Source organism: Novacetimonas sp. GS1 (assembly GCF_036686925.1).
In the GTDB taxonomy this organism is placed as follows: Bacteria; Pseudomonadota; Alphaproteobacteria; order Acetobacterales; family Acetobacteraceae; genus Novacetimonas; species Novacetimonas hansenii.
The window spans coordinates 2,040,666-2,066,761 of record NZ_VSZP01000001.1 but is presented as its reverse complement, the minus strand read 5'-3'; the positions used below and the strand labels follow the sequence as shown (position 1 = coordinate 2,066,761).

Annotated in this window: 18 protein-coding genes; 5 read left to right on the top strand and 13 right to left on the bottom strand. The window is 57.4% G+C overall.

Annotated features, from left to right (window positions below):
• Positions 1-12: 12 nt before the first annotated feature.
• The 3 genes from FYB92_RS09360 (at position 13) to FYB92_RS09350 (ending at position 3,546) form a co-directional block, all read left to right on the top strand.
• Positions 13-300: a hypothetical protein gene (locus FYB92_RS09360; RefSeq protein ID WP_192263718.1), complete on the top strand. Its 288-nt coding sequence runs from the start codon at positions 13-15 to the stop codon at positions 298-300.
• A 520-nt stretch (positions 301-820) separates the two neighbouring features.
• Entirely contained in the window at positions 821-2,197 is a 1,377-nt protein-coding gene (locus tag FYB92_RS09355; protein WP_332828522.1) for an 8-oxoguanine deaminase, read from the top strand.
• 56 nt (positions 2,198-2,253) lie between these two features.
• The gene (locus tag FYB92_RS09350) at positions 2,254-3,546 is read left to right on the top strand and encodes an Hsp70 family protein (protein ID WP_075596194.1); all 1,293 of its coding nucleotides are present in this window, start codon (positions 2,254-2,256) and stop codon (positions 3,544-3,546) included.
• A 461-nt stretch (positions 3,547-4,007) separates the two neighbouring features.
• Here FYB92_RS09350 and FYB92_RS09345 read toward each other — a convergent pair whose 3' ends face one another.
• On the bottom strand, positions 4,008-5,069 hold the full coding sequence (locus FYB92_RS09345; RefSeq protein WP_332828999.1) for a PQQ-dependent sugar dehydrogenase: 1,062 nt from the start codon (positions 5,067-5,069) through the stop codon (positions 4,008-4,010).
• Positions 5,070-5,255: 186 nt separating this feature from the next.
• Between FYB92_RS09345 and FYB92_RS09340 the strand changes: the two genes are divergently transcribed.
• The gene (locus FYB92_RS09340) at positions 5,256-6,551 is read left to right on the top strand and encodes a replication-associated recombination protein A (RefSeq protein WP_003619948.1); all 1,296 of its coding nucleotides are present in this window, start codon (positions 5,256-5,258) and stop codon (positions 6,549-6,551) included.
• A gap of 268 nt (positions 6,552-6,819) precedes the next feature.
• Here FYB92_RS09340 and FYB92_RS09335 read toward each other — a convergent pair whose 3' ends face one another.
• Positions 6,820-7,431 (bottom strand): nitroreductase family protein, encoded by a 612-nt coding sequence (locus tag FYB92_RS09335; protein WP_062808843.1) that lies wholly within the window; start codon positions 7,429-7,431, stop codon positions 6,820-6,822.
• A gap of 267 nt (positions 7,432-7,698) precedes the next feature.
• Between FYB92_RS09335 and FYB92_RS09330 the strand changes: the two genes are divergently transcribed.
• Complete coding sequence (locus FYB92_RS09330; RefSeq protein ID WP_247066354.1) at positions 7,699-8,517, top strand: creatininase family protein; 819 nt, start codon at positions 7,699-7,701, stop codon at positions 8,515-8,517.
• Between the two features lie 91 nt (positions 8,518-8,608).
• On the opposite strand, the gene FYB92_RS09325 is transcribed toward FYB92_RS09330, so the two are convergent.
• The 11 genes from FYB92_RS09325 to glgB form a co-directional block, all read right to left on the bottom strand.
• The gene (locus FYB92_RS09325; RefSeq protein WP_155734111.1) at positions 8,609-8,761 is read right to left on the bottom strand and encodes a hypothetical protein; all 153 of its coding nucleotides are present in this window, start codon (positions 8,759-8,761) and stop codon (positions 8,609-8,611) included.
• Positions 8,762-8,968: 207 nt separating this feature from the next.
• Positions 8,969-10,792, bottom strand: coding sequence for a glycoside hydrolase family 15 protein (locus tag FYB92_RS09320; protein WP_332828521.1), 1,824 nt, complete (start codon positions 10,790-10,792; stop codon positions 8,969-8,971).
• Positions 10,793-10,802: 10 nt separating this feature from the next.
• A complete protein-coding gene (gene ybaL / locus FYB92_RS09315) occupies positions 10,803-12,497 on the bottom strand; it encodes a YbaL family putative K(+) efflux transporter (RefSeq protein WP_332828520.1) in 1,695 nt (564 codons plus the stop codon).
• A 42-nt stretch (positions 12,498-12,539) separates the two neighbouring features.
• Complete coding sequence (locus FYB92_RS09310; protein WP_048858861.1) at positions 12,540-12,896, bottom strand: hypothetical protein; 357 nt, start codon at positions 12,894-12,896, stop codon at positions 12,540-12,542.
• Between the two features lie 31 nt (positions 12,897-12,927).
• Positions 12,928-13,455 carry a DUF4142 domain-containing protein gene (locus FYB92_RS09305; protein WP_332828519.1) on the bottom strand — a complete coding sequence of 176 codons (528 nt, stop codon included), beginning with the start codon at positions 13,453-13,455 and terminating at the stop codon, positions 12,928-12,930.
• 196 nt (positions 13,456-13,651) lie between these two features.
• Entirely contained in the window at positions 13,652-14,827 is a 1,176-nt protein-coding gene (locus FYB92_RS09300) for an acyltransferase (protein ID WP_332828518.1), read from the bottom strand.
• A gap of 348 nt (positions 14,828-15,175) precedes the next feature.
• Positions 15,176-17,938 carry a malto-oligosyltrehalose synthase gene (gene treY / locus FYB92_RS09295; protein ID WP_332828517.1) on the bottom strand — a complete coding sequence of 921 codons (2,763 nt, stop codon included), beginning with the start codon at positions 17,936-17,938 and terminating at the stop codon, positions 15,176-15,178.
• The gene (malQ, locus tag FYB92_RS09290; RefSeq protein WP_332828516.1) at positions 17,935-19,998 is read right to left on the bottom strand and encodes a 4-alpha-glucanotransferase; all 2,064 of its coding nucleotides are present in this window, start codon (positions 19,996-19,998) and stop codon (positions 17,935-17,937) included. Before malQ ends, treY begins: the two co-directional genes overlap by 4 nt.
• Positions 19,991-21,775, bottom strand: a complete 1,785-nt coding sequence (gene treZ / locus FYB92_RS09285) for a malto-oligosyltrehalose trehalohydrolase (RefSeq protein ID WP_332828515.1) — start codon at positions 21,773-21,775, stop codon at positions 19,991-19,993. Before treZ ends, malQ begins: the two co-directional genes overlap by 8 nt.
• Positions 21,772-23,898, bottom strand: a complete 2,127-nt coding sequence (gene glgX / locus FYB92_RS09280; protein WP_175575100.1) for a glycogen debranching protein GlgX — start codon at positions 23,896-23,898, stop codon at positions 21,772-21,774. Before glgX ends, treZ begins: the two co-directional genes overlap by 4 nt.
• A complete protein-coding gene (gene glgB / locus FYB92_RS09275; RefSeq protein ID WP_332828514.1) occupies positions 23,895-26,066 on the bottom strand; it encodes a 1,4-alpha-glucan branching enzyme in 2,172 nt (723 codons plus the stop codon). The genes glgX and glgB overlap by 4 nt, the downstream gene beginning before the upstream one ends.
• Between the last annotated feature and the right edge of the window lie 30 nt (positions 26,067-26,096).

The window sequence follows — 26,096 nt, the reverse complement described above, 5'->3', positions numbered from 1 at the left end:
GATTACAAAGCAATGATGAAACATGGTTCCCGGTTTTTTGCCCTTTCGACCATTATGGGCACGATCTTCCTGATGGCCCCTTACGCCCATGCAGCCACCACTCCGGCGATGCAGATGCACGATATGCAGGGAATGGAACATATGGAGGGGATGGAAGGGATGGAGGGGATGACCCATCATCCTGCACCGGCACCACATCCCACCCATCGCATCCAGGACCACATGGCGCAACAGAACGGACATCCATCCGCAGCCAGAACAGGTCCATTAGGTATGCCGGAAGCCGTGCGTGAACGATAAGAAATGGTTTTAACAATACCCTGACAAAAGAAGAGGATTCATAAAGCCCTTGCGAGAATTCTTCAAAAAACGTCACAAGGGCCACGCCTTTCGGCAGGCTGTTGAAGACAGGGAAACGCATATTTCTGAGCTATATTCATGCATTTTTTGGTAAGAGATTATTTTAAACCAAATCATTGACAAAAAATAAGAAAAGTTTTTGGTGCCGACTTTTTAAAAAAGGCGGCGTTTTGTGAAGATTTTTAGGAAAATCTTCACCAAAAACCTTATGTAATTCCAGATGTTATCGAGCCTGATTTTTCAAACGGTCTATAAAGTTTTTTTTAATAGGGTTCACACGCCTTCCCCTTTTGGGAGAAACTGACTGTTAAAGAATTTTATCGTTTTTTGTCAGTGACTTGTTCTAAAATCATGTCCGTCCCCCTGACTAATTCCCATACTGTTTCCATGACATGGGTGCACATTTCATGCCGATCCCGCTATAGGACAACGTACAACGCCCACATTGGTTAAGAAATCCATGCCCCATTCCATACTGCTTAAAAACGCGCTGATGCTTGTGACGATGGATACGCAGCGACGTGAAATCGCCGGGGGCTGGGTCCTGATACAGGACCAGCAGATCACACGTGTTGGCATGGCCGACGAGGTACCGCCCACCGCGGACGAGGTCATGGACATGTCAGGTCATGTGGTTATGCCAGGCATGGTCAACACCCATCACCACATGTACCAGACCCTGACCCGTGCCGTGCCCGAAGCACAGGATGTCTCCCTGTTCGGCTGGCTGCGTACGCTCTATCCCATCTGGGCACGCCTGACGCCGGACATGATCCGGGTTTCTACATGCACGGCAATGGCGGAACTGATTCTTTCGGGCTGCACCACCAGTAGTGACCATCTGTACCTGTTCCCGAATGGCAGCCGCCTTGATGACCAGATTGAGGCGGCAACCACGATGGGCATGCGCTTTCATGCTGCCCGTGGCGCAATGAGCGTCGGTGAAAGCAAGGGGGGACTGCCCCCCGACAGTCTGGTGGAGGATGAAAAAGCCATCCTGCATGACATGCAACGTGTGGTCGAAACATATCATGATCCCTCCCGCCTTGCGATGCGACGCATTGTCCTTGCCCCCTGTTCGCCATTTTCCGTCAGTCGGGATCTGATGCGCGAATCAGCAGCACTGGCGCGTGCAACGGGCACAAGGCTCCACACCCATCTTGCTGAAAACGCCAGCGATATCGAATATAGCCGCGCAACTTTTGGCATGACTCCGGCAGAATATGCTGAGGATACGGGCTGGCTTGGGCCGGATGTATGGCATGCACATTGCGTCCGTCTGGATCATGCCGGCATTGAACGTTTTGGGCGCAGCGGGACAGGCGTTGCCCACTGCCCATGTTCCAATATGCGTCTGGGGTCAGGCATTGCGCCCGTGCGCCACATGATGGCCCATGGTGTGCCCATAGGGCTGGGGGTGGACGGTTCGGCCTCCAATGACAGCAGCCACATGCTGACAGAGGCACGCCAGGCGATGCTTGTTTCGCGATTGCGTGATAATGGGGACGATACCCCCATGATGGGAGCACGCACCGTTCTCGAACTTGCGACACGAGGGGGGGCCACCGTTCTGGGACGTGATGATATCGGGCATCTGTCGCCGGGCATGGCAGCGGACCTTGTCGCCTTTGACATGCGTGGCATCGAATATGCCGGGGCGCTGGTGGACCCTGTCGCAGCCCTTGTGTTCTGCACCCCGCGCAATGTGGCACTGTCGATCATCAACGGACAGGTCGTCGTACGTGACGGACATCTGCTGACATGTGATACGGGAATGCTTGCCGAACGACACAACCGTCTGGCCCATGCCTTGCTGAACAATGAGACCCTGGCCTGAGGCAACTGATGTTACGATGGATGGACATACGGCAGATGGATGATTATTGAGGCGCCATGTCTTCCATCGGATCCCCCCAGAGCATCAGGCTCGGCATTGATTTCGGCACGACCAACACTGTTGTTGTCCTGCTGGATGAAAATGGGCACCCCCATCCGGCACGCTTTTCCTTTCCCCATCACGAGGCCACGGAAACCTGCCGTTCGCTGCTGTGCCTGTGGCATGAGGAAACGCAGGCAGGGCGCATCAGCCTGTGCGAAGCCATAGGTGCCGCAGCTATCGATGCCTATCTGGAGGATCCGGCCGAAAGCCGCCTGATCATGTCCATGAAATCCTATCTGGCGCAGGCCTCCTTTCGCCAGACGCGCCTGCTTGGGCATGTCATGACGCTGGAGATGATGATCGCGCGCTTTCTGGGTTGCCTGATGCGCACGATCGGAATTGATCCCGCCACAGTCACCGCCACGGTGGGACGCCCAGTGCATTTCGCGGGGGACGGCGTCGATGATGCCTTTGGGGAGCAGCGATTGCGCGACAGTTTCCGTGCCGCAGGGTTTCACCATGTCGATGTAGCCCTCGAACCCGAAGCCGCAGGGTGGCGCTTCGCCCGCCGCCTTGGCACACCAGCCACCGTGCTGGTGGGGGATTTCGGTGGGGGCACCAGTGATTTTTCCATCCTGCGTTTCGACCCCGATACCCCGCATCGGGCAACACCATTAGGATATTCCGGTGTTGGCATCGCAGGCGATCAGTTCGATTACCGTATCATTGATAATGTCATTGCCCCTGAACTGGGACGGCATACCACTTATCGCGTGATGGGTGGCGCACCACTGCCGGTCCCGGCGGAATGGTATGCAAGCCTTGGCCGCTGGCATCGCCTTGCCCTGATGCGCACGCCACAAACCCTGCGCGATATCTCGGAAGTGGCGCGCACGGCCTCAGAACCGGATCGACTACTTGCATTGCGTAACCTGATTGATGATCAGCAGGGGCAGGCACTTTATCGTGCCGTGGGCGCGGCAAAGCGGGAATTGTCACAGGCCGACCGCGCGATCTTGACATATGATCACCGGGATATTCACATCAATCGTACAATCACACGCACCGAATTCGAAAACTGGATCGCCCCGGACCTGCATCGCTTTGATGCGGCCGTTGAAAACGCCCTTGAACGTGCGGCGCTGCCTGCAAGCGCGATAGACCGCGTTTTCCTGACCGGTGGCACATCGTTCGTACCTGCGGTGCGGGACCTGTTCACCCGTCGCTTTGGCGCGGAACGTGTTGATACGGGCGGAGAGTTCGTCTCGGTCGCAGAGGGGTTGGCCCTGATGAATGCGCAGCCCTGAGAGAAACGGGACTAAATTTCACAGGTGTTTTGTGAGGATTGCTTTTTGCAAACATTACAGAACACCCACCGGACTCTTATGGCGACAAGATAATGTCCAGACAGATGCTTCAAATCGGATTGGGTGCAGAATCGATCAAGCACACAGATTAAGAGATTGTTTGAAAAAAAAACAGGAAAAGTTTTTGGGTGCCGCCTTTTTGAAAAAAGGCGGCGTCTTCTGAATCTTTTTGAAAAAATTCACCAAAAACCTTTATGATTTCAGTATGTTATTACGCCTGCCTTTTCAAACAGTCTCTAAATATGACCATCACGGTTTTTGAATTTACACTTTTTCCGTGGAAAATATTATAAAATACATTCGCGAATTACTCATTCCCCGTCAGTGGTTTATTTATTTTTTACATACCGTTACTGAAATATCCGAATTTTATGGTGTTCGGATATTCTGCCATCCCCATTTCAACCCGCATGTCCATCATAGGTCAGACGATAGATCGCACCGGCCAGGTCATCACTGACAAGGACGCTGCCATCGGGCAGTGGCTGTACATCCGCAGGCCGCCCCCACGGGGTCTCGTCATGTTGAAAACCATCTACAAGGACAGAGGCTGGCCCTACGCTGCCACCCGCACTGACAGGAACTGCCACCACCCTGTATCCCGACAGACGGGAACGGTTCCATGACCCATGCTCCGCAATCAGCAGGCCACCACGATACATTGCGGGAAACATCGTTCCTTCGTAAAACCGTAACCCGAGGGCCGCGACATGTGCGCCCAGCCTGAGGACAGGCGGTGTAAACCCAGCACATGGATGACCCTTGCCATAGACAGGATCAGGAATGTTACCCTGATGGCAATAGGGAAAGCCAAAGGATTGCCCAACCCTGTCAATACGGTTCAGCTCATCAGATGGGATGTCATCGCCCATCATATCGCGGCCATTATCGGTAAACCACAGGGCGCCCGTTCCGGGCTGCCACGTAAATCCCACGGTGTTACGGATGCCATACGCCACATCCTCACGCCCGGTGCCGTCGGGATTCATGCGGATCAGACGACCGAACTCATGCCCGATATCACAAACATTGCACGGTGCGCCAATCGGAACATACAGCTTGCCATCTGGTCCAAACGCAATGAATTTCCATGAATGGTCTCCCGCACGATAGGGCAGGTTATCCGCGACCGTTTGCGGCGTGGGCGGGTGGTCCAACCGGTCCTCTATCCCCCGGAGGACGACAATCCGGCGGGTATCGGAAATATACAGATCCCCCTGATGAAAGGCCACACCAACCGGGAGGTTCAGGCCATGGGCCACCACCCGCACTTGTGGCGCATGGCCGTCTGCGCCGTATGTCAGGGCATAGACCTTGCCCGCCCCCATGGAGCCGACAAAAATCGTCCCCCGATCACCAAGCGCCATTTCACGCGCACCGGGGACATGACTGGTATAAGTAGCAATATGGAACCCCGCTGGCAGTTGCAGCGCCTCTGGCCGTGGGGCGGCCTGTGAAGTCATATGCCCAAATGATGCACCCAGAAACAGTGAGAGCACGATACCATGACGACCCAGGCGACAAGATGACATGATCCGATCCTTTATCAGGGACGACAGAACAGGGAACATAAATGTAGGGCTTCCGTCTTCTGAAACGCATCTGGAAAATGCATAATCCGGCATAGACATGAACACCATGGAGAAAACGTGACATCCCTGTTCGAGACCGTAGCGCCCCGTCCCCTTGCCGAAGCCCTGCGTCCGGAACGGATCGAGGATGTCATTGGCCAGGCCCACCTGATGGCCCCAGATCGGCCCATTGGCCGCATGGTGGCATCGGGGCGCCTGTCATCCATGATTTTCTGGGGTCCTCCGGGAACGGGAAAAACCACGCTGGCACGCATACTCGCCGCGCGTTCGGGCATGGCGTTTGAACAGATCTCCGCCGTCATGTCAGGTATGGCAGACCTGAAAAAAGCACTCGCCCGGGCGCAGGGCCTTCGCCAGCAGGGGCAGACAAAGGGCATGGTCCTGTTCGTCGATGAAATCCATCGCTGGAACAAGGCACAGCAGGATGCACTGTTACCGTATGTGGAAGACGGGACCATCGTCCTGATCGGTGCAACCACCGAAAATCCCTCTTTTGAACTGAATCGCGCGCTTGCCAGCAGGGCGCAGGTCATGGTGCTTGAACGGCTTGCCACACACGACCTGTCGATCCTGCTGGAACGGGCGGAGGCGCATTTGGGCCATACGCTTCCCCTTGAGGCGGAGGCGCGCACCGAACTGCTGAACATGGCGGATGGCGACGGGCGTTACCTGCTGGTGATGGCCGAAGCACTGTCGGATCTCGGCCCTGACGCCGCCGTTACGCCCGAACAGCTTCATACCCTTGTACAACGCAAAGCACATGCCGGCGACAAGGGATCGGATATTCATCATGCGCTACTGTCCGCGTTTCAGAAATCAATCCGGGGTTCGGATGTGCAGGCAGCACTTTACTGGCTGGCCCGGCTACTCAGAAGTGGGGAACCACCACGCGCGATCCTGCGCCGCCTGATGGTCATGGCGACGGAGGAGGTCGGTCTTGCCGATCCGCGCGCCATCGAACAGGCCGCCGCCTGCGCGGCTGTGTTTGAACGGATCGGGGAACCAGAAGGACTGCCCGCACTTGCACAATGCGTGGGATACCTGGCAACCGCGATCAAATCCAATGCAATCTACAAGGCATTCTACACCGCCATGGACCTTGCCGAGGCACATGGTTCAATCATGCCGCCAAAGCATCTGGTCAATGCGCCAACGGCACTGATGAAGGCGCAGGGCTTCAAGGATGGATACAGATACGACCATGATTTCCCGCATGCCTTCAGCGGTCAGCCGTTTTTTCCCGACATATTAAGCGGGCCAGACAGACCGGAAATCTATCGTCCCAACGCACGGGGATATGAACGCGATATCCTGAAGCGATTGGCATGGTGGGACCAGCGTCGCGAAAACTAAGCAATGGTTACTACGATTATTAAAATTACCATCCTGTATTTTAGAAATATTATTACGAAAAACTTTCCAATCCGATGGATTGTTAAACACTTCTCAAGAGGAAGAACCAATATACGATTGAAATTACAAAATTCTGTGAATATTTTCCAAGATACTGCGAAAAGACAGTATCTTGGAAATTTTTACATTTATATAAATAGTTTGTTTTCCAAATCCCCCCTCCATTTACAGATCATATACGCATACCGCCGTGTGTGCGCGTTCCCCTTCAGTCCACATCCTGCTGTTGGCCTGGGAACCGCCCGGAAAACGCGACATCAGCAAGAGGACGTCGGGAGGAGGGGACATTACGCGCACGCAGCCCTTCTGGCAGGCTCCCGGCATCGCCTGGGCGTCCGATGATGATGGCGGCATCAAGAGCATAATCTTCGGGCAATTCCAGCCCTGCACGCGCCAGATCATGATCAAAGCCGCTGATGGGATGGGCCGCCCACCCAGCCTTGTTCAGTTGCAGTTGCACCAGAACTGCCGCTGCACCGGTATCAAATGAATGGGTAGGGGCGGGCACAGGTTCCACCTGTCCGATATTCATGACCGTATGCGAAGCGACATAAACAACGGCGGAGGCATTTTGTGCCCATGAATGGTTGAACGGGATCAACCACGACAGGAAACGTTCCCAATCCGCAGTGTCACGCCGGGCATAGATAAAACGCCATGGCTGTGAATTATAGGCCGAAGGCGCCCAGCGCCCGGCATCAAGGAAGGACAGAAGTTCCGTTTCCTCAATCGGGGCCGGGGTAAAGGCATAGGGAGACCAGCGGTCAAGGATCAGGCGATCCACCGAGGTCTCGGAAGTGCGGGCGGGAGGTTGGGTCATGTGGGTTTACCTGCCATCGGTTATTATGAAAAATCGGGATATGTTACGCCACATGTTCCCGGCAAAGACAGACATGTGGACGGAAAAAGCGGGTATCAGGGACTGTCGCCCCGACTTTTGCATATCCCCCAACATATGAAAAAGAATTCTTCCATTCAGGAATTCTCACGACATGCAGCATGATTGCACATCAGGGCGGATTGAAAAATATTTTCAAATTACTAAAATTTTTCGCGATATACATGCTCCCGAATTGGAATTTTCCGTATGAAACAGACCACAGAAAAACTATGTCTCTCCGAACTCACCGCGCAGGAAGCACGCACCGCACTTGCCGATAACCCCGTTATCATCCTGCCCCTTGGCAGCCATGAAGATCAGGGCCCGCACGCCCCCATGGGGGATTACCTGTGCGCGGATGCAATCGCACGCCGTGTGGCACTTGCCACGCGGGCACGTGGCATCGGAACCTACGTCGCGCCCGTCCTGCCTTATGGCGGGGCGGATTATTTCGGCAGCGTCATCGGCGGAATTGCACTGGGCCAGGCAACGTTACGTGCCGTCCTGACCGATATCATGTCATGCCTGCTGCGTAACGGGCTGACACGCATCATCATCTTCAACGGGCATGGCGGCAATGCACAGGCCGTGCATGATGTCACGCTGTCGATGCGACACACACATGGCGTGGTGATCCCAAGTGTCTATCTATGGAGCATCGCGGCAGGTATGCTCCCCGAAGTAATGGGCAACCGCGATGTGGCGGAACGTTCCGCCGGGCACGGTGGCAACCCGTTATCCAGCGTGGCCATGGCGCTGTTTCCTGACCTGGTGCGTCCCGACCTTCTGCCGGCCCCTGCCACCCATCCACAGCAGTTCATGGGCTTGCCCGTCAATGGTTTCGCCACGGCACGGTTCGAGGGGTCCAGTATCCACTTTCCCCTTGAAATTGACGAAATCGCAACGCAGGGGGTCATGCAGGCCGACCCGCGCCTGTGTTCCCCAACCGCGGGGCGGGAACTGGTGGAGCGCCTGACCGCCCTTGGCGTCAACCTTGTGTCACATCTCATGAAGGAGGAATGGTGATCCCCAAACCATTTCCAAGGCTGGGGGAAATCCCCTCAGCCACACGACACTCCGCCCCATAAGAACTGGGTACCATGGATACGTGCTGCCTTCAGGAACGTAGGGAGTCCGCACCCTCCAGCAGGGCAAGTATCTCGTCCGGGGGCGGTTCATGCATGATAAAGTCAAAACATTCATGCAGTTCACGTCGTACCCAGTGAAACAGGGGCTGGTTTTCCGTCTGTGTATAGAGGGAAAATTTCATGACACTCATCATTCCCTCCCTTGAGCCATTGCCCATACAGCGTATGGCCTACCGAAAGGTTTCATACAGAACGCGCACAACCTGATCGCTTAAGAGGCAGCGCAACCACCTGCAAATTCGCTTCCAATGTTTTTTCACAAAACTGCGGCCATATATGCAGATTGAAAAACCCGATCCCTAATCATCCGGCAGATAGGCGCCCATAGCCTACTTTCTCCGGCGTCGCTGTCCACTGGCATCGATCACCCCACCTGCCAGCATATGGGCGGTATGGACAAGGGCAAAATGGCTGAAGGCCTGCGGAAAATTCCCAAGCTGCCGCCGCGCAACGGGGTCATATTCCTCAGCAAAAAGGCCAAGGTCATTGCCATAGGAGAGCAACCGTTCAAACAGGATGCGCGCCTCCTCCATGCGACGGGACATGATATAGGCATCACACAGCCAGAAACTACATGCAAGGAACGCGCCCTCCCGTCCCTCCAGCCCATCGGCCGTCACCCCTTCGGGCAGATAGCGATAGACCACATTGTTATGCAGCAGTTCCTTTTCGATCCGGGCAACCGTGCCCTGCACGCGCGGGTCATCTGCCGGCAGGAAACCCAGCAGCGGGATCTGCAACAAGGAGGCATCTACACGGTCCGCGCCATAATACTGCATGAAACTGTTACTGGCCACGTCGAACCCTTTTTCACAGATTTCGGCATGGATTTCCTCACGCGCCGCACGCCAGGCGTCAACCGGACCTTCAAGCCCGAAATCCACAGCGCTGGCAATCGTGCGGTCAAACGCAAACCAGCACATCATCTTGGAATAAACAAAGTGCTGCTTCGGGCCACGTACCTCCCACAGGCTGGAATCCGGCTGACGCCACAGGACAAGCAGGCGGTCGGCGATCGAACGTTGCAACGGCCATACCGCGTCCATGTCCGCCAGCCCGTCACGTCGCGCCGCATCGAATGCACCCAGCAAAGAGCCATAGACATCAAGCTGGAGCTGTTCATGCGCCGCATTTCCGATGCGCACAGGACGGCTGTTTTCGTATCCCGCCAGATGGTCCAGCGTGGTTTCCGTCAACCTGCGCTCTCCATGCAGGCCATACATGACCTGCAACCCGTCTGGCGCGCCAGCGGTCGCGCGCATCAGCCACCATCGCCATGCGCTTGCTTCCTCCATATATCCCGATACCGTCAGCGCATGCAGCGTCCAGACCGCATCACGCAGCCAGCAATAACGATAATCCCAGTTACGCCCCCCACCGGGATCTTCGGGCAGGGAGGTCGTAGGGGCCGCAACAATCCCACCGGTCGGCTGATAGGTCAGCGCCTTGAGCGTCATGAGAGAGCGTCGCACAACCTCGGCATAAGGACCGTTATAGGTACACTGCGCCGCCCACAGCCGTCCCTGGGCCTCGGTATGGCGTAACAGGGCGTAAGGATCACGCGGCAGGGGCGGTATTTTGTGTGAGGGGAACCATTCCAGTGTCGTGGCCACACTTTGCCCCGCAACAATGGTGAATTCCGATGTGGTGGAAAAGTTGGTGTTGCTGAGGTCAACGCTACTGCTCAGGCGGATGGCATCCGGTCCGGCAAAGGCAAAGATCGCCCCCTCGCGCCGTTCCACCCAGGGAATCCATGCGCCATAATTGAAACGAAGGCGCAGTTCGGCGGAAAAATCGACCTGGCCTTCGACACCATGGATGATGCGGACAAGTTCATGAAGATCACCATCAACGGGTGTCGGCATGAAATCAAGCACGACGGCACGCCCTGACACCGTCTGTATCGTGGTTTCAAGGATCATCGTATCCGGAACATAACGACGCGTGATATGTGCCGCCGGATCGGTGGCACGTACCGCCCACTCCCCATTTTCAGACGTACCGAGGAGAGAGGCGAAAATCGCCTCGGAATCAAAACGTGGCATGCACAGCCACTCGATAGTGCCGTTACGGTGGATCAGCGCGGCACTGTGGGTGGAACCGATCATGGCATAATCTTCGATCGGATGCGTGATGGTGGGAGTAGGGGACATGAAAAGGTCCTTACATGCTCGAAGGATCAACACGGCTGCCGGACGTGGCGCCATGGGTGACATAATCCAGCATCGCGCGTGCGATCTCGCGCTCCCCCATGATGACCAGACTGGCGCCATATTCCAAAAGATAGTTCGCAGCACTGTCAAAGTGCGCACGTGCAACGATATCGATTTCGGGGTTGAGGCCACGCGCCTGCTGGATGATCTCCCCCGCCTCGAACGCATCGGGAATGGCCACGATCAGGATACGGGCACGATCCAGCCCCACAAGCGGCAACAGCCCGGGGTCCGCCGCATTGCCCAGCATCACGTCGATCCCCCGCCCACGTAATGCCTTTACCTGCGTGTCCGCTTCCTCCACCACCAGCAACGGGACATCATGCGCACGCAGCCCTTCCGCCACGAGGGCACCGACCCGGCCACCCCCGATCAGGATGGCATGCCCCCGTAATCCTGCAACAGGGCTTTCACGTTCCGTGCCATCAGTGCGCAGGCGCGCCCGTCGGTCCAGCAGGTCGTTCATCCGGTTGATGACCGCAACAAGGACAGGGTTAAGCAGTATGGATATGATGGACGCACCAAGCACAAGGTCGCGCGCACGTTCGGCAAGCACCCCCGATTGCACCCCAAGGGCGGCAAGGATGAAAGAGAACTCTCCGATCTGTGCAAGTCCTGCACCGACCGACAGGGCTGTCCGCCATGGCTGGCGCAGGATACGCAGGATCACGACCGTCAGGGATGGCGTTGCCACCATGATGACCGCCAACGTACCCAGCAAGGGCAGGGGATGGCGAAACAGGATGACGGGATTGAACAGCATTCCCACCGAAATGAAGAACAGCACGGCAAAGGCATCGCGCAACGGCAGGGTTTCGGCCCCCGCATGCTGCGACAGTGGCGACTCACTCAACACCATGCCTGCAACGAACGCCCCCAGAGCAAAGGAAACGCCAAAGATTTCCGTCGCCGTCAGGGCAACACCCAGTGCAATTGCCAGCACGCACAGGCGAAACAGTTCCCGTGAACCGGTATGCGCGACATAATGCAGCATTGTCGGGATCAGCCGTCGCCCGACCACCAGAATCAGGGCAATAAAAGCCACGACCTTGCCAATCGTCAGCCCGACCGCGATGACCAGTTGCCACGGACCGACCATGGCTGCATGCGGATCATGTTTCAGCAACGGCGCCATAACCGGCAAAAGCACCAGAACCATCACCGTCAGCAGGTCCTGGATCACCAGCCAGCCGATGGCGATATGCCCACGTTGCGTGTCCATCAGGCGATGTTCCTGCAACGTCCGCAGCAGCACGACCGTACTGGCGATGGCAAGGGTCATGCCGAAAACCACGCCACTTCCCCATGACCAGCCCAGCAGTCGTGCCAGAAACATGCTACATATTGTGGACATGACGACCTGCAACACGGCGCCAGGAACTGCGATGGCCCTGACGGAGACAAGGTCATTGACGGAAAAATGCAGCCCCACACCAAACATCAGCAGGATAACGCCAATTTCCGCCAATTGGGGCACAAGATCCTGATCCGCCACAAAACCAGGGGTGAACGGGCCAATGGCGATACCCGCCAGCAGATAACCGACAAGCACGGAACATCTGAGCCTGTTTGCGATCGTGCCGAGTACGAAGGCAAGACTGAGACCAATGACAAGGATCGTGACAAGGGGGCTTCCATGCGGCATGGCCTGCTGATCCCTTACAGCCGATGATATGACAAACAGTGTTTACGGTGGCGGGGCACCGCGTGCTTCAGGCAGGCCCATCCAGCCCGGATGACGTCGCTCGATCCATGCAAGGAGGCGCGCCATGACCCGACGTAGAAACGGAATATCCTCTGCCAGCAGGACAAGCCCGAGCGGCGTCATCCACAGACCAAAAACAGGCAACACCGCCAGAAACCCTGCCGGAACCAGCACGATACCAACCGGCACCCGCACCCACCGCGCGGACGGACGGCGCAACCTGTGTATCAGGCCCTGTATCCGCGCAGGAAGCCTGCGGACAAGCAACGCCATGCGACGTTCATAATCGCGGGAAGAAAAGCCCGCAGGATGGTCTTGATCGGGCGCAGACTGGTCCATATGCTCGTTTTTCAGATATTCCATTCCCCCTTTATTGCGGCAGGGCGCGTGCCATTTCCAGATGGGATTTCAGGATTGGCAATGTTTTTACAGCCCAGCTTTTCAGTTTCATGTTATCCTCACTATCTGCATAACGCTGGAAAAAGGAAATCGCACTTTCATGTGCGCTGATCTGATCAGAGCGATAGCGTCCCACGAAATTATTACCGTGCAGTTTCCTGAGCCTGTCGAGCATCTCCTGATGCGAACTGTCGAGTGCAGTGGGAAGGTCAATCTGCAGATCGCCATTTTGCACCATTTCCTGCAATTGTCCCGATGTTGCCTGATGATCGGTGATCATACGCGATGCAAAGCCCTGCAACGACGCCGTATGCTCCTCCTGCGCAAGCTGGCTGGACTGGATTTCGAACTGGTCACTGATGGCCGCTTCCCTGAGAAAATCCGCAGTTGCGGGCGCCACGCCAAACACGGAATTCAGTCCCGTCTTTTCCGTCAATGACTGCGCCACGGCAGAAGACGAACATAATAATACCGCGAGAAGGAAGCAGACTTTTTTCATGGCACGATGCTCCTGTCATGCATGTAAAAAGTCTTTTTCGTGATAAAAGTTTTTATGCTCCTTCATATATCATGAATTTTACATTCGCCTTGCACGGGAATCCGCATGGAAATACCGCCTTTTGCTTTTGGCAAAAGGCGGTTGCGGAACCTGCCGTCCTGTATCATCCGGCGGTTTTCCAACCCACCTGGCTGTTTTATCCCACAAGTCCGGGTTTGAGGTACCTGCGTCGTGTCAACCAGTAGCCAGCCTTCATGCAGGGCGATTCCACCAGCCAGAAGCAGACCATTGCAACCACACAGCAGGTCGGCAGTGCAAGCATTCCCCATTCCCACAGGGACATATGATGCAGCAAGGTATAAGCCATGACCAGCAAGACCACCATATGGCTGAGATACAGGCTGTATGAAATATGACCCAGGCCCTGCATATGTGATTTCTGAAGATAAAGAGAGATTTTTTCATTATGCAGCACGATGCAGATTACAGCGCACGATCCAACGATCGTACAGACGATCCATATAAGGTTTTTCATGATCCCGACGGCATTTTCCGGCCCGATGGTGGGCGTCCCCAGCAACAGGACCGCCAGTGGCAGGGCAATATTGCGAATAACTGGCCATGTGGAACCATAAAACCCCCGTATCTGCTCCCTGAACTGATAAAAAAGAATGCCCACCACGAAAAGTGGCAGGTATTCGAATGTAAACAAAATGCTGTGCATGAAAGTGGTAGGCGGGTTTTCCCCCAGGCGGTTCAGAAAAATGCTAGAGAAAAAATATGCAGCCACAACACCGGTCAGTGTCTCACTCCTGTATTTTTCCATAAGGATAAACAGGATTGGAAATATCAGGGATACCCGCATTTCGATAATAAGGGACCAGATCGGGCTATCGAGGCTGACCAACGGCACCGTGCCGATCATCATGAGATGGCCCATGATCACCTGTTCTGTGGGATAAACGGACCATGGCCCGTTTGCAAACCACTGGCTAACCCCATGCAGTGGCGCCGTTTTGACAAGAGGCAGGAGAGAGGCGCTGAAAAGGATGACGACGACAAAAGGCAGGTAGATCCGAAATATCCGCCTTATGACAAAACGCCCATAGGACGCCATTCTCTGTCGTGCCACAGATAGGGACAGCACATATCCACTCAGTACAAAAAACAGCCCCACAGCACCTGATCCTGATACCAGAAGGCGCAGGGGGGTGAAATGGAAAAGGATTTCGGGGGTAATGGATATCCCCGCCATATGCGTAATATACGCATGTGATTTCCATTCATCTGGAATAATCAACCAGAAATGGAAAAACATGACAATCAGCGCGGCAATGCCACGCACGGCATCAAGTTCTGTTTCGCGACGCACGACTGCCCCCCATCAATGTCGGGTTGAACCAAAACGGTCCTGATCTTGTCGAGAGATGCGCCACAAGCCGCCCCGCATCCATCAGGAAACAGGTGTCATGTGGACGTTACCGGAAGATATTTTGACATAAATCCAATCTGGCGCGCCGGCATTGGGGCGTCTGCCATAAAATTAACATAATTTGAACGTCGGCTGAAATCCAGCTTATTTCAGGACCGGACAGGAACCGGCCCGAACACTTTTATTTTTGAAGAAAATAAATACAGGCCGGAAACTTTACTGTATCTGGCTTTTTGTTCTGATATCAAATTATTTAATGCGTATTATCAATATCTTCCGGGTCTTACCTTACGAAAAACCGCCCTGCGCCTGAACAAGGCATTTAACAGGGATGCCCTCTTGCAGGAATGACAGTGAAAGACGTGCATCCTGCGGATATGTCCTGTTTTCATGCAGAATACTGCACCATTCCCCATTCCCGGAGACAGGGAGAGAAAGATAGGTCTGTCCCAGCGTCGGGGCATCAAGGCTCAGGTCGTGCGGGGAGGGGACAAGCCCCCAGACGCAACGCACCACAACCACAAGCAGCACATTCCCTCCCTCGCGGCGCAGGAATGCGATGACATGCTGTTCAGCAGGCCCTGACACCTTCACCGGTTCATAAGTGCCTTTCGAAAACATAAGGGGATATCGTGCACGAAACGCCAGCAAACGCTGTATCAGATGCATCTTCACCCCTCCCGTCCGCCATTGCGCGGCCTGCCTGCGCAGGGACGTATCATGCTGCATCAGCGTTTGGCGCAATGTGAAGTCCACAGGCCGCCGATTGTCGGGATCTACCAGTGAAAAATCCCATAACTCCGTTCCCTGATACAGGTCCGGCACACCGGGCAGCGTCAGGCGCAGCACGACCTGTGTTATGGAATTCACCGCTGCGGCTGGCGCAATGCGCGCCACGATTGCATCCATCTCTGCGATGAATGCACCAGAAACATGCGGGTCAAGCAGCCGTCCCACGAATTCCCGACAGCCCCTTTCATATTCTGCATCAGGATCGATCCAGTTGGTATGACGCTTTGCTTCACGCAATGCCTTGACTTGCCATGCGACGATCCGGTCGTGAAACACCTGCCGCGCCTCTGCATCCGGCCATGGCTCCAGTGGCCAGGCGCCAAGCATCGACTGATACAGGATCATTTCATCCGCACGGTCGGGTATCATGCGCCGCTGACGCAGATGCGCATTACCGATGATCCAGCGATTGACCAGATCACGCCAGTGCGGTGCAACCTCGCTCAGGACTGCAAGACGCATGCGCGCATCCTCACCGCGTTTATGGTCGTGCGTCGCAGTGGCCAGCAAGGTTGCGGGATATGCCTTGTACCGATGCAGGTTATCCTTATGAAACTGCGCGCAGGACAGGGAAATGCGCCCAGGATCGGACCCGACCTCGTTACGCGACAGCAGACGTCCATATCGGTAGAAGGACGTGTCTTCCACGGCCTTTGCAGCAAGAGGCGCCGTCAGGTGTTCAAACTGCTGCTGCGCCACGCGAATGGAACCATCGCGCGGGCCTGCCTGACCCAGCGTGTCGACAATCCAATCGAGCATTTCATGACATGAAGGCAACAGGTGCCTGCGCGCCTCACGCGCTGCGCCCCTCAGGACGATATGGTCGGCCTGATGCCCACCAGACCCATCATCGGAAAAATACGTGCGATAGGAATGAAATTCCACCAGCAAGGCCTGAAGGACCATTCCAATCCGGCCCATACTGTAATCACGGGTATCGACATTGCATTGCGCAATGTGGCCCAGGTGCGTCCGCAGACGTGACAGCTCAGCGGCAAACACGTCATTAAGCACCTGAACACGCGCTTTTCGTTGCGTGGTGGCGAATGTCGGGTCTTCAATGGCATGGTCACGCCACAATCCGTCAAGGGGCGCGGTTCCTGCAGAATCATGCAGCACGGCGGACACCTGATCCATGAAATCATATCCGGTCGTTCCATCCACCTGCCACGATGCGGGCAGGTGTTCACGGTCATGAAGGATCTTCTCCACATGAATGGAAAGCGATTGCGGCGCCATGGCAGGCCGCAGGTGTTGCACGGCCATCAGCCGCTGCCGAAGGCGCCGGCAATAGGATCGGGGCTGCGTCAGGCCATCCACATGGTCCACCCGCACCCCATCAATCAGGCCGTCCGCATACAGGGCGACGATATGGCCATGCACGGCATCGAACACATCATCATGTTCGACAGACAATGCAGCAAGTCCGGTAATATCAAAAAATCGCCGCCAGTTGATAAGGTCAGGCGTCGTACGCCACCAAGCAAGCCGGTATGCCTGCCGCACCAGCAGGTCATGCAGGCCCGATCGCCCGCAGGCTGTACCCGTATCATGCTGTTCCATAACCCGCGCGATCGCGGCCCGCCCATCCGGTGTCTTTCCCCATTGTGCCAGTCGGGACAGCGCAGGGGCATCCGTCATGCACGCCCCACGCAGGGGCGCCAGTTCCCCAAGGGCATCGCACAACGCATGCGGGGCGCCCGCACTGTCCAGCAGGGCAGCATAATGGCGCGGACAGACAGGAAAACGATGGTCATTATGATGGATGAAAAACATCCCCGTTTCCGCCTCATACACAAGGCGCAGCACGCCATCACGCAGCGCCGTGCCATAAGGACGGTCCAGAAAGGGGGCGAGGATACGCCCATGCAGCCATGGGGCGAAGGCGTCCCAGTCCACGTCGAAATAATGCGCGTACTGACTGGCCCGGCCCCATGCCAGCAAATCTTCCCACCATCGGTTGCCTGTACCGCCAACCGCCATGTGATTAGGCACGATATCGACAATCAGCCCCATCGCATATTCACGCAGGCGCATAACAAGGCGGCACAGCGCATCACGCCCCCCCAATTCGGGATTTACCCGACCGTAATCAAGTGTGTCATACCCATGGGATGATCCTGGTCGCGCCATGAGGATGGGCGAGGCATAGACATGGCTGATCCCCAGCCTTGAAAAATAGGGAACCTGTGCTGCTGCATCATCGAGTGTAAATCCCGCATGCAACTGCACCCTGACGGTTGCGCGCAGTTCGTTCATATGACATCGCGTCCCTTGCGCAGCAGGGCCAGCCGGTGGGAAACGTCCGGACGTGACAGAAGAGGATGTGTGGAAGGGGGATACCGGCGGCGCCAGTTGGGGTGGCCATCGACCGTGCCGGGCAGGTTGGGCTGCTCCACCAGGCCCAACGCATCCTCCAGCGGCAGGATCGCCAGTTCCGCTGCCGATGTCCCGATAAAATGCGCGGCTGCATCCACCACCAGCGATGCCCCTTCAGGCGTCACGGGTGGTAACGGGAAATGTCCCATCCCCCGTGCCGCGATCAGGGCGGACCATAGGGCCTTTCGGTCCGTCTGGCGCTGTGTCCGTATCGTGGTGCGTTGACACTGGCGTGGAGCGGCCTGCTGCAGGCGCTCACGCCAGTCAAGGTCGGTTCCCAGCCACCACCCAGCCACAGTGGGCAGGTCATGGGTGGAGGTCATGGCAACTGAACCCGCCGTCCATTCACATGGGGGAATGAATGCACCATCCACATCGCGCTGGAACCACAACACGCTCATCCCCATGATGGCATGCCGCCGCGCGTCACGGCGAAAGGAAGTGGCGACCGTGCCGAGGTCCTCGCCCACCACCACGGCATCATGCCGCATGGATTCCAGCGCGATCAGGCGCATAAGATCCCCCCCGGGAAAGGCGAGATAGGCCCCGTCCATCGGGCTTCCTCCTTCGGGAATGATCCACAGCCGCTGCAAGCCCATGACATGGTCGATCCGCAGCCCCCCGCCATGGGAAAATCCCGCACGCAATGTCTGGATAAACGCATCATAACCATGATGCCGCAGGCCTATGGGTGAAAAGCTGGTCAGGCCCCAGTTCTGCCCGGAGGGGCTGAGCATATCGGGGGGGGCACCGATCGACAGGCCCGTCAGGAACTGCTCATGCTGCGCCCAGCACTGGCTGCCACCCGGATCGACGCCGACGGCCATGTCCATGATGAGGCCGATCTTCATACCTGCGCCACGCGCACCTTCGCACGCACGGCGCAGGCTGGTGGCCGCCATCCACTGTAAAAATCCATGGAACGCAACATCCGCGGCATGAAGCCGTGCGAAGTTACGTACCTCTTCGCTGTCGGGACAACGCAGGGCGGGTGGCCACATGCGCCAGTTGCCCCCATGCGGCCCCTTGCGGGTTTCCTGCGCATGTAATGCTTCGAATATGGCATGGTGTCGCAGGGCCTCTCCCCCTGCCGTTATAAATTCGGTCATGGCGGCAGGGGGGGCCGGTGCAATCATACGATCATACAGCCAACGGAACAGGCGAAGCCGGGCCTGTGCTGCCAGTGGCCAGTCAATCAGTACCGCATCCTGCAGATGCGACAGCTGATCGACCGTATCCTTTTGCGCATGCATGGCCATGGTGATGTCATGGGCACAAAAGATACATTGCGGGTCCGCCAGAAGGACATTAAGGAACAGGCGGCTGGAGGGGGAATAGGGGCTGTATTGTCCCGATGTGGCGGCAAACATCGCATGGACCGGACTTAGCGCCAGTGCATCCGCCCCCTGTGCCGCCGCCTGCCGTGCAAGTGTTTCCACCGCGCCGAAATTACCAATCCCACCGTCACGCGGCATACGCAGGCCATAGATCTGCGCCGCCACCCCCCACAGGCGCGGATCGGGGCGTCCCGCCCGCATCGCCACACTGCAACAGCGCGCGGGCGCCACGGCCAGTGTCGTCATGGCATCACGCAGATACAGCCGATGGTAGCCGGGCAATGTCACGGCAGGCAATGTGCAGCTCTTTTCATCACGCGGATGGAGAAAACCTTCGACACTGCCACCATTTTCCAGCTCCAGCCGGAAGCTGCCCGTGCCACGGAGCACCGCCAGGGGCAGGGGGGTGGGACGATCGACCTCCGTTACCACCAGGGACGGAAGAAGCGGGGCGTCATGCAGGGCGGCTTCCTCCTTTTGCAGGACACGCAGGAGGTGACGCAGGCTGTCATCACCCACGTGATGCATCCGCCCCGACGCATCACGCCAACGACGGCTCAGCCCAAGGGCACGGGCACGCCCGCAGAGCGTACGCTCATCCATGGCCGTCCCCCGTCATGAAGACCATGACACCATAGCCCGACAGCACCACGGGTGTGCCTTTCCCCCTATCGGGAGGGGGATGGGCATAGACCAGCCTGTCGGCGCAGGGCGGCATGTCGGCCTGCGCGTAGGGACCAAGATTGAGCATGATTGTCAGGACCGCGCCGTCATTCATACGCCATCGCGCAATGACCGCGGCCTGCCCGATCGCCCGGGCATCAAGCGCATGCGCATCCCGCAGGCGTGGGACAATCCACTTCGCCCGTAGTGCAAGCAGATGTGTGATCAGGTTGATCCGGTCCTGCGCGCGCGCCGATTGACGGTCGGATTTTGGCAGGCAACTGGCCTCGAACGTTGCAGGATCGTTGGGATCGGGAATGGTTTCGCGCACGGCGGGATCGGAAAAATGCGAAAATGCCGCCAGTTCCGCGCGCCGCCCGTCACGCACAATCCGGCCAAGTGCTGCGTTATGGCTGGTAAAAAACAGAAAGGGACGGGTGCTGCCCCATTCTTCCCCCATGAACAGCATCGGGATCTGTGGCGACAGAAGCAGCAGCGCATACGCTGCCAGCAGGGCACGGGGGTCCGCCAGGCGGTCCAGCCGCTCCCCAAAGGCACGATTCCCGATCTGGTCATGATTTTGCAGGAATAAAATGAAACTTGTGGCTGGCAGGTCGCTACTCGGGCTGCCTCGTGGCTGGCCGGTTACGGGTTCGACCTGTCCATGGAATACAAACCCGTCGCGCAACACCGTGGCCAGTTCACATGCCGTTCCGGCCTGAAAATTCCCGTAATACCCTTCATGTTCCCCAGTCAGCAGGACATGAAGAACATTGTGGCCGTCATCATTCCACTGCGCATCAAAGCCACGCCGCAACAGATCGGCATCATTATTTCGGTTTTCGAGCATCAGATGCACCCGCCGCCCCGGCTCGACACATGCGCGCACATGCACCAGCAATTCGACAAGCCAGTCCCGTTCCGGGATCGCATCCACCGCATCCAGACGCAACCCGTCGAAACGATATTCCATCAGCCAGTATAATGCATTATCCAAGAAATATGTCCGCACCTGCGGTATGCGAAAATCAATCGCGGCCCCCCATGCGGTATGCGATCCGGCATGGAACATCGGCGCGGCATATTGGGCAAGGTAATTCCCGTCGGGGCCAAAATGGTTATAAACAACATCCAGAAAAACCATCAGCCCGATGCGATGCGCGGTATCAACCAGCATCTTCAGGTCATCCACAGTCCCATAGGAGGACTCCGGCGCATAGGGCAATACCCCGTCATATCCCCAATTCCGGCCGCCCGGAAACTCCGACAATGGCATAAGTTCGATGGCCGTAATGCCCAGCGCCGCAATCCGTGGCAGATCATCGCACAAGGCACGAAACCCACCTGCAATACCGACATGAACTTCGTATATGACAGCCTGTTCCCAGTTGCGCCCATTCCATTGTGTACTGCGCCATTCAAAGGCGCGCGGATCGACCACCATACTGGGTCCATGCACATCGTCGGGTTGCGCCCGCGATGCGGGATCGGGCACGATCAGATCAGGACCAACACGATAACGGTACCGCGCCCCGGCCCCCACCGGGGCGATACATTCGAAATACCCCCCGGCCGCCACATGCATTGGCAGATCGGGATACCCCTCCAGCAGGAGGGAAACCTCGGTACAGGTGGGCGCCCACAGGCGGAACAGTGTCCGTGACGGGTCCAGCAACGTAGCCCCCATCGTGCAACGATAGGCATGGCGTTCGCTCATGATAGCCTCTCTTTCGCAACGCTACGCGGCGTAAAGGACATGAACTGGACCGAAGATGCCGCGACCCTGAAGGTTCGGGAAACGGCCATCCCCATGCCCGGCCCAAACGGATCGGCGCTGTCAAGCAGCAACAGCCAGTCACCTTCGGGTTCGGGCAATGTACAGATGGCTTCCTGCAACCCGGGATTGAGCACAAGGAACGTAATATCCGTCGCATCCCCCGGACAGCGACATGCGCGACGCAGGCCCAGAATACGATCGTTGGGGTCGTTCCACTTTTCCGGTGTCATCGCCGTCCCATCAGCGGCATGCCACGAAATATCCGTGATGTCGGGGGAAGGGCAGTGCCGGGCATGCCAGAACGTATCCCCCCGCACCGAGGGATGCGCGCGACGCAGGGCCGTCAGCCTTGCGACATAGGCGCGCATCTCATGCCCCTGCGGATGGTCCAGAAGGGACCAGTCCAGCCAGCTTGTCGCGTTATCCTGACAATAGGCATTGTTATTACCCTGCTGCGTCTGCCCGATTTCATCACCCGCCAGCAGCATCGGCGTACCCTGCGCCAGCAGCAGCGTCGCCAGCATGCCACGGCGCACCAGGGTACGGACATGCATGATGGCGGGATCGGTGGTCGGCCCCTCCATCCCCCAATTCGCACTCAGGTTATCAGCATGGCCGTCTTGCCCATTTTCGCCGTTCGCCTCATTATGCCGTGCGCAATAGCTGACCTGGTCCATCAGGGTGAAACCGTCATGCGCAGTGATGAAATTGATGGAAGCGTAGGGGCGTCGGCCACGACGGTCGAACAGGTCCCCAGATCCCGACAGACGCACGGCCATGTCCCCACGTTGCAATGCATCACCGCGCCAAAAGCGCCGTGTCGTGTCGCGAAAACGGTTATTCCATTCCGAAAAACCGGGCGGAAAATTGCCAAGCTGGTACCCACCCGGCCCCGGGTCCCACGGTTCCATAATCAGCTTGAGCCGTGAAAGCACCGGGTCCTGTCGCAGGGCATCGAAAAAGCCCGCCCAGGGATCAAAGCCATAGGATTCACGCGCCAGCGTCGTACCAAGGTCAAAGCGAAACCCGTCGACATGGAACTCCGTCGCCCAGTAGCGCAGGGAATCCATGACCATCTGCAAGACGCGCGGATGCGACAGGTTCAGCGTATTCCCACATCCGGTGTCATTGATGAAATGCCGTTCGTCAGAGGGGACGAGCCTATAATAAGTCGCGTTGTCCAGCCCACGCCACGACAGCGTCGGACCAAGTTCGTTTCCCTCGCAGGTATGATTGTACACCACATCAAGGATAACCTCGATCCCGGCGGCATGCAGGCGACGGATGGCGCCCCGCATTTCATGCAGCGACCCGTCGGACAGGTACGCCGCATGCGGGGCGAAAAATCCCAGCGTACTGTACCCCCAGTAATTCGTAAGACCCCGTTCCAACAGGAACCGGTCGCGCGCGAATGCCTGCACCGGCATGAGCTCAAGCGAGGTCACACCAAGTTTTGTCAGATATTCAAGGGTGCGCGGATGTGACAGGGCACGAAACGTGCCACGTTCGGCCACCGGCACGTCCTCACGCAGGATGGACATACCGCGCACATGGGCCTCCATAATGACCACCTGTCCCCACGGCACGTCCGGCAGGTGGTCATCACCCCATGCGCAGGCCTCTCCACCCACGACACATTTGGGCATTGCCTGTCCACTATCGCGCCGATCGAACGACAGATCACCACGCGATGCGCCGATACGATATCCAAACAATGCATCCGACCACACCAACGCACCATGCAAACCACGCGCATAGGGATCAAGCAACAGCTTGTGCGGGTTGAATCGGTGTCCGCGCATCGGGTCATAAGGACCAAAGGCACGAAACCCATAGAGCAGGCCGGGGCGGGCGTCAGGCAGATAGCCATGCCAGACTTCATCGGTGAATTCAGGCAGGCACATCCGCGCCACTTCCCTGCGTCCCACCTTATCGAAGATACACAGGTCGATACGCTGCGCATGTGCGGAAAATACGGCGAAATTAACCCCCAGCCCATCCCATGTCGCCCCCAGCGGATAGGGCCTGCCCGCATGCAGGGTGGTTGGCCAGGGCGTCGTCATGACGCCACCCGCGCCATGCAGAGATACAGCACCCCAAGCGGCGGCAGCGTCAGCACACAGGCCTCGGCATATCCATGGATTACATATGGATGGCTGTGGACGCCGCCGCCATTCCCGACACCCGATCCACCATATTCGCGTGCGTCGCTATTGAAGAGTTCATGCCAGTATCCACCATGGGGCACACCGACATGATAGTCGTGGCGCACCGATGGCGTCATGTTGCATACAATCAGAACAGGCGCGCTTTCCCCATCATCGCGTATCCATGCAAAGACATTGTTGGCAGTGTCATCGGCGATGACCCAGGCAAAGCTGGCAGGGACGCACTCTCTACGATGCAGGGCGGGACAGGCACGATAGAGGTGATTGATATCCGCCACCATCCGCTGCGTTCCCACCGCAAAAGGCAGGCAGGCCGCATCCCACGGCAGTTGCCCATCCGGGTTCCAAGGGGTTTCCTGCGCGAATTCCTGTCCCATGAACACAAGCTTCCTGCCCGGCCATGCCCACAGGAAAGACAGATATATGCGCCACGCCGCATGCCGGCGCCATGCATCCCCCGGCAACTGCGAAAACAGCGAAGGCACACCCCCCGCATTACCCGCATCTGCAGAACACAGGATGTATTTCCCGGAAAACGCCTGCGCCGACGCCGCAATGATGTCCAAATGCCGCGGCCCCCGCCACAGCGCTTCCTGCGCCAGATAGGCACCCACCCTGCATGGGACGGCAGTGCACGATTGCAGCGAAAAACCCCATCCACCACGTGACACCGGCACCGTGGCATCAGGACCTGTCGACCCGCCGGATGCAATGACCAGCGCACCGGGCACCCGCTGCGCAATGACTTCGTTCAGTTCACGCAGGAAACTGATGAGTTCGTCATGACGTTCCCGCGCACAGCCACGCATATCCACGCGCAGACCATCGACATGGCAATGTTCCAGCCACATCAGGGCGCTTGAAATCAGGAAACCGCGCACCTCCGCACGATGAAGGTTGTAAAACAGGGGAGGGCCCTCCAGCACGGACCGCTCATGCGGGTGGGGATGCGGATGTTCATACAGCGCCGTGCCGTCAAAACAGGCAATGCCGTGCAGGTCCGGCGGCAACCGGTCGGGTATCCAGTCCATGATCACACCAAGCCCCGCACGATGACAGGCATCGACAAGCCGGCAGAACCCCTCTGGCGGGCCATGCCGGGCCGAAGGGCGGAACAGGCCAAGCGGCGCGCATTCCCACACCCCACCTGAAAGCAGTTCCATGACCGGCAGGAAACCGACATGCGTAAACCCGGCCGCCTGGACATAGGGGACAAGTTCGGATGCAAGTGCATCCCACGACATGGTCAGCGCCGGGTCCCCTTTTGGCCGACGCCATGATGCGGCATGCACTTCGTATATCGTTATTGGGGCATCATCGGCCTGCAGGCGTGCGCGGTCGCACATCCACGTCGCATCCGTCCAGATGGGAGGAGCCGACGATGCAATGACCGATGCGGTCGCAGGCGGTATTTCCGCATCCCGTGCAAACGGGTCTGCCTTATGCGGGACAATCCGCCCCTCCTGGTCAAGGATTTCGTATTTATAACGTTCACCGGCCCCGATACCGGGGATGAAAATTTCCCATATCCCCGCCTCATGACGCAGCCGCATCGGGTGGCGTCCGCCGTCCCATATATTGAAATCCCCAATGACCGAAACACGCCGCGCATGGGGGGCCCATACCGCAAAACGCACACCGGCCACCGTATCGACCTGAAGGGGATGCGCCCCCATGATCCGTTCCAACCCGGCGGCATGGCCATTGCGGAACAGTTCAAGTTCGCGTTCATTAAGCAGCGGAGGAAAAGAATAGGGATCCTCCGTTTCCTCCACCCCATCGGCCCATGTGATCTTAAGGCGATAGGAAATACCGGCGGGGATGTGTCCGATATACAGGCCCGTATCCCCAATCCGGCGCATCGCACGTTCGCCCCATCCCCCCTGCGGACGACCAATCAGCAGGCGTACACGTCGTGCATCGCGGCAAAAGACACGCACGATATCAACGCCACCGGCATTATGGCGGCCCAGGATGGAAAACGGGGCCCCGCATGTACCCTCCAGCAGCGCGTCCGTTCCATCCGGCAGGGCATAAAGGATCTTGTCATCTAATCTGGGCATTGCTCGACCATCCCCGCATGTCCCAAACCC